Origin of the sequence: Devosia geojensis, from assembly GCF_000969415.1 — a bacterium.
In the GTDB taxonomy this organism is placed as follows: domain Bacteria; phylum Pseudomonadota; class Alphaproteobacteria; order Rhizobiales; family Devosiaceae; genus Devosia; species Devosia geojensis.
Map to the genome: position 1 here is coordinate 1 of NZ_JZEX01000161.1, position 4,856 is coordinate 4,856.

The window sequence follows — 4,856 nt, forward strand, 5'->3', positions numbered from 1 at the left end:
TTCTGCAGGCTCAAGCAGTTCCGACGCGTCGCCACCCGTTTCGACAAGCTGGCAAGAAACTTCCTCGCCGCCGTCCTGCTCGCTTCAATCCGCATCTGGACTAAAGCTTATGAGTCCACGCCCTAGGTCATAGGGCCCGATGAGTGGGGCGTCCTCGGCCGTCGTTGCGAGCCATTCGATGTTGGGAAGCGCATTCGCCTGCCTGCGACCGGCCTCGATCATCGCAGAGGCCGGATCGACGGCCTCCACGCGATCGAAATGTCCGGCGAGCACGCGAGCGATCTTGCCCGGACCACAACCGAGATCGAGCGCGCGCCGGCGACTCGGGACGAGGTCGAGCAGGAAGCGGTAAAGCTCGGGCGGATAGGGAGGGCGATAGGCGTAGTATGCGGCGACATCGTGATCGTCGAACGTGCCGCCATGGGTCTGGTCGATCAAAGTCATAGACGACGCCCTTGCAGTTGACCCGTTCGCACAACATATGGGCGGTCGCTGCTGGATGACAATTGCGCAAGTCGTCGTGACTTTGCCTTCCTTGGCATCCTGTGGTATTGGGCGCGGCTCGAACCCCCAGCAGTCCCGGACCTCGCTTGCCATGAGCATCGCTCTCGACCTCGATCATGCCGTTGCCCGGCGACCGGCAGCCAAGGCGCGGCCTTCGCTCGTCGGCATGGGCAAGGCGGAGCTTGCGGGCGCGCTGGTCGAAGCTGGGGTCGGCGAGAAGGAAGCGCGCATGCGCTCGAGCCAGCTGTGGAACTGGCTCTATGTCAACGGCACGACCGACTTTTCCGCCATGACCAATATCGGCAAGGCGACGCGCCAGCTGCTGGCCGACAACTTCGTCATCGACCGGCCCGAGATCGTCTCCGAGCAGGTCTCGTCCGACGGCACGCGCAAATGGCTCTTCCGCTTCCGCGATCCCCATGCCCCGCTGATGCCGCCGGTCGAGGTGGAAACCGTCTACATTCCCGAGGAAGATCGCGGCACGCTCTGCGTCTCCTCGCAGGTCGGCTGCACCTTGACCTGCACCTTCTGCCACACCGGCACGCAAAAGCTCGTGCGCAATCTCACCGCCGGCGAGATCCTCGGCCAGGTGCTGATGGCGCGCGAGCGCCTCGGCGACTTCCCCGGCGGCGTGCGCCCGACCGACGGCCTGGTGCCCGCCCCGCGTGGCTCGGGCGGCTCCGAGGGCGACAGCCGCGCCATCACCAACATCGTGATGATGGGCATGGGCGAGCCGCTCTACAATTACGAGAATGTGAAGAAAGCGCTGCTCATCGCTTCGGACGGCGACGGCATGAGCCTTTCCAAGCGCCGCATCACGCTTTCGACCTCCGGCGTCGTGCCGCAGATCGAGCCGACCGGGCGCGAGATCGGCGTCATGCTCGCCATCTCGCTGCATGCCGTGCGCGACGACCTGCGCGACGTGCTGGTGCCGATCAACAAGAAGTGGCCGATCAAGGAGCTGCTCGACGCCTGCCGCACCTATCCGGGGCTTTCGAACGCGCGCCGCATCACTTTCGAATACGTGATGCTCGACGGCATCAACGACAGCGACGCGGACGCGCGCGAGATGGTGCGGCTCTTGGCCGGCATTCCGGCCAAGATCAACCTCATCCCGTTCAATCCGTGGCCGGGCACCAATTATGGCTGCTCGAAGTCCGACCGCATCGAGCGCTTCGCCGACATCGTCAACCGCGCCGGCTATGCGAGCCCGGTGCGTACGCCCCGCGGCCGCGATATCCTCGCCGCCTGCGGGCAGCTGAAGAGCGAGAGCGAGCGGCTCAGCAAGAAAGAGCGCGACGCGCTCGAGGGTGCCGTCGCCCTCTAGAGGATCCACCACCCGGCGCGGTGCACGCGGGAGCCAACCCGCGGCACGTCTGATCCGACAACCGGTGACGCCTTTCCCGCGAAAAGGAGTCTCCGCATGCCTATCACCCTGAAGCGTCTGGGTCCGCAGGACGCAGCGTTCTTTGCCGATATCGCTCCGGACGTGTTCGATGAACCCGTGGTGCCCGAGCGCATCGCCGCCTATCTCGCCGAGCCCGGCCACCTGATGATTCTCGCCCTCGACGGCGATCTCGTCGTCGGCCAGTGCGCCGCCGTCATCCATAAGCATCCCGACAAGGTCGACGAGCTCTATGTCGACGAAGTGGGCGTTGCCACGAGCCACCACCGGCGAGGCATCGCGCGGGCGATGCTGGCCGAAATGTTCGCCTGGGGCCGCGAGCGCGGCGCGCGCGAAGCCTGGGTCGGCACCGAGACGGACAACGACGCGGCCAACGCCCTCTATCGCGGCTTTGCCGGCAAGGAGGACGTTTTCGCTTACTACGAATGGGACATCGACGAGGTGCCCGATCGGGGTCGGCAAATCGCCGACGATCCGCGCTAGAATGGTTCAATTCGAGGGAGGTTCGGATGGAGACTAGGGCAGCAGAGACATTCGGCGCTATCGGGCAGATCGCCCGCTCAGTCGCCGATATCGCGGCGGCCGAGCGCTGGTACCGCGACGTCCTTGGCCTGCCGCACCTTTACACCTTCGGCCCTCTCGCCTTCTTCGACTGCGGCGGCACCCGGCTGATGCTCTCGGCCGACGACGAGGGCGGCCCGCCGCAGGCAGGCGTCCTCTATTTCCGCGTCGCCGACATCACGCAAAGCTACGAGGAGATGCAGGCGCGCGGGATCACCTTCCTCGGCGCCCCGCACATGATCCACCGCCACGCCGACGGCACCGAGGAATGGATGGCGTTCTTTTCCGACAACGAAGGCCGGCCGCTCGCCATCATGAGCCAGGTGCGGGCGGGCTGAGGGTTATTTCCGGCCTTCGGCGAAGAGGATCGTTGCGGCGAAGGCGGCAAAGACCGCCGCGAAGCTCCAGTTGAGCGCCTTCGACACCCAGCGGTTTTCTTTCAGCGTCGTCGTAAGCCATTCGGCGGCAAGCACGATGGCGATGACGATGGGCAGCGAGACGACGACGAACTCGGCGCCGAGGAACAGGAGCTTTGCCGAGGCGGCAGGGTCGGCGGCAGAGACGAATTGGGGCAGGAAGGTCACGAAAAAGAGCGCGACCTTGGGGTTGGTGAGGTTGATGCCTAGGCCGGTGAAATAGCTCTGCGCCAGGCTCGGCCGGTTGCCGGCGGCGCGGGTGACGAGCAGGCCCCCGCCCTCGCGGATCGCCTGCACGGCGAGCCAGAGGAGATAGACGGCGCCGGCGATCTTCAGGACCATGAACGCGGCGGGTGCGGCGACGATCAGCACCGAAATGCCGAAAGCAACGAGGCTGGTGTGCACCGCGATGCCGGTCAGCGCGCCGGCCATGGTGGCAAAGCCGTGGACGAGGCCGTGGTTGATGGTGCGCGAGACGAAGAGCGCCATGTCCGGCCCCGGCGTCACCGCCAGCACGAAGCTCGCGAGCGCGAAGGCGGCGATGACCGAGAGGTCGGGCAGGAAGGCGGGCATCAAAAGCAGGTCCGAAAGCAAATCTTTCACGGGACAATTGCACGCGACCGGTGGCTTGACTAGGGTGCCCGCGATTTCCGCCCGGCTGTCGGGCCTGCAACCAAGACGTACAGATGAGCAAGAACATCAAGAAAGTCGTGCTGGGCTATTCCGGCGGCCTCGACACCTCCGTCATCCTCAAATGGCTGAAGACCACCTATGACTGCGAGGTGGTGACGTTCACCGCCGACCTCGGCCAGGGCGACGAGCTGGAGGAGGCGCGGCGCAAGGCCGAGCTCGTCGGCATCAAGGAGATCTATATCGAGGACCTGCGCGAGGAGTTCGTCTCCGATTTCGTCTTCCCGATGTTCCGCGCCAATGCGGTCTACGAAGGCGTCTACCTCCTCGGCACGTCGATCGCCCGCCCGCTCATCGCCAAGCGCATGGTCGAGATCGCCCACGAGACCGGCGCCGACGCTATCGCCCATGGCGCGACCGGCAAGGGCAACGACCAGGTGCGGTTCGAGTTGACTGCCTATGCTCTCGACCCCGCCATCCGCGTCATCGCCCCCTGGCGCGAGTGGGACCTGATGAGCCGCACCAGGCTCATCGAATATGCCGAGGCCAACCAGATCCCCGTGCCCAAGGACAAGCGCGGCGAAGCCCCGTTCTCGGTCGACGCGAACCTGCTGCACACCTCGTCCGAGGGCAAGGTGCTGGAGGACCCGGGTGAGCCCGCGCCGGACTATGTCTACCAGCGGACCGTCGATCCCGAGAAGGCGCCGGATACGGCAGAGCTCGTCACCATCGGTTTCGAGAAGGGCGATGCGGTCTCGGTCAACGGTGAAAAACTTTCACCGGCGGGCGTGCTGACGAAACTCAACGAACTCGGCGGCAAGCATGGCGTCGGCCGGCTCGACATGGTCGAGAACCGGTTCGTTGGCATGAAATCGCGCGGCGTCTACGAGACGCCCGGCGGCACGATCCTGCTTGTCGCGCACCGCGGCATCGAGTCGATCACCCTCGACCGTGGCGCGGCGCATCTGAAGGACGACATCATGCCGCGCTATGCCGAGCTCATCTACAACGGCTTCTGGTACTCGCCCGAACGCGAGATGCTGCAGGCCTTGATCGACAAGAGCCAGGAGTTCGTTTCCGGCGAGGTGACCATCAAGCTCTTCAAGGGTTCGGCGAGCCTCGTCACCCGCTCCTCGCCCTATTCGCTCTATTCGGAAGACCTCGTCACGTTCGAGGAAGGCTCGGGCACCTACGACCACAAGGACGCCGCCGGCTTCATCCGCCTCCAGGGCCTGCGGCTGCGGACCTGGGCCGCGCGCAACAAGCGGGCGCGCTAGGTTTCGACCGAGGAGGGGTGAGGGGGCGGTGGATCGCCGATATTCCCCCAACCCCCGATGTCG

6 protein-coding genes and 1 pseudogene are annotated in these 4,856 nt (G+C 65.4%); 5 read left to right on the forward strand and 2 right to left on the reverse strand.

The genetic code is table 11. From position 1 onward, the window contains the following. Window positions 1-126, forward strand: a pseudogene (locus VE25_RS22480) (IS5/IS1182 family transposase); the annotation flags it as partial. Here VE25_RS22480 and VE25_RS18730 read toward each other — a convergent pair. Further along, window positions 85-444, reverse strand: coding sequence for a class I SAM-dependent methyltransferase (locus tag VE25_RS18730; RefSeq protein ID WP_052732084.1), 360 nt, complete (start codon window positions 442-444; stop codon window positions 85-87). The pseudogene VE25_RS22480 and the gene VE25_RS18730 sit on opposite strands and share 42 nt — an antisense overlap. Window positions 445-595: 151 nt before the next feature. Between VE25_RS18730 and rlmN the strand changes: the two genes are divergently transcribed. From rlmN to VE25_RS18745, 3 genes are all read left to right on the forward strand, one after another. Then, window positions 596-1,831: a dual-specificity RNA methyltransferase RlmN gene (rlmN, locus tag VE25_RS18735; RefSeq protein WP_046110194.1), complete on the forward strand. Its 1,236-nt coding sequence runs from the start codon at window positions 596-598 to the stop codon at window positions 1,829-1,831. A 96-nt stretch (window positions 1,832-1,927) separates the two neighbouring features. Further along, window positions 1,928-2,392: a GNAT family N-acetyltransferase gene (locus tag VE25_RS18740; RefSeq protein WP_046110195.1), complete on the forward strand. Its 465-nt coding sequence runs from the start codon at window positions 1,928-1,930 to the stop codon at window positions 2,390-2,392. A gap of 26 nt (window positions 2,393-2,418) precedes the next feature. Further along, on the forward strand, window positions 2,419-2,808 hold the full coding sequence (locus tag VE25_RS18745; RefSeq protein ID WP_046110196.1) for a VOC family protein: 390 nt from the start codon (window positions 2,419-2,421) through the stop codon (window positions 2,806-2,808). 3 nt (window positions 2,809-2,811) lie between these two features. On the opposite strand, the gene VE25_RS18750 is transcribed toward VE25_RS18745, so the two are convergent. Continuing rightward, window positions 2,812-3,459 carry a LysE family translocator gene (locus VE25_RS18750; protein WP_046110199.1) on the reverse strand — a complete coding sequence of 216 codons (648 nt, stop codon included), beginning with the start codon at window positions 3,457-3,459 and terminating at the stop codon, window positions 2,812-2,814. A gap of 113 nt (window positions 3,460-3,572) precedes the next feature. Here VE25_RS18750 and VE25_RS18755 point away from each other — a divergent pair, with 113 nt between their 5' ends. Further along, window positions 3,573-4,793, forward strand: a complete 1,221-nt coding sequence (locus VE25_RS18755; RefSeq protein ID WP_046110197.1) for an argininosuccinate synthase — start codon at window positions 3,573-3,575, stop codon at window positions 4,791-4,793. Window positions 4,794-4,856 lie beyond the last annotated feature (63 nt).

Bases quoted from the DNA above. Each gene is read 5' to 3' on its own strand.
- VE25_RS18730 (WP_052732084.1), bottom strand. From the start codon at position 444: ATGACTTTGATCGACCAGACCCATGGCGGCACGTTCGACGATCACGAT.
- rlmN (WP_046110194.1), top strand. From the start codon at position 596: ATGAGCATCGCTCTCGACCTCGATCATGCCGTTGCCCGGCGACCGGCA.
- VE25_RS18740 (WP_046110195.1), top strand. From the start codon at position 1,928: ATGCCTATCACCCTGAAGCGTCTGGGTCCGCAGGACGCAGCGTTCTTT.
- VE25_RS18745 (WP_046110196.1), top strand. From the start codon at position 2,419: ATGGAGACTAGGGCAGCAGAGACATTCGGCGCTATCGGGCAGATCGCC.
- VE25_RS18750 (WP_046110199.1), bottom strand. From the start codon at position 3,459: ATGCCCGCCTTCCTGCCCGACCTCTCGGTCATCGCCGCCTTCGCGCTC.
- VE25_RS18755 (WP_046110197.1), top strand. From the start codon at position 3,573: ATGAGCAAGAACATCAAGAAAGTCGTGCTGGGCTATTCCGGCGGCCTC.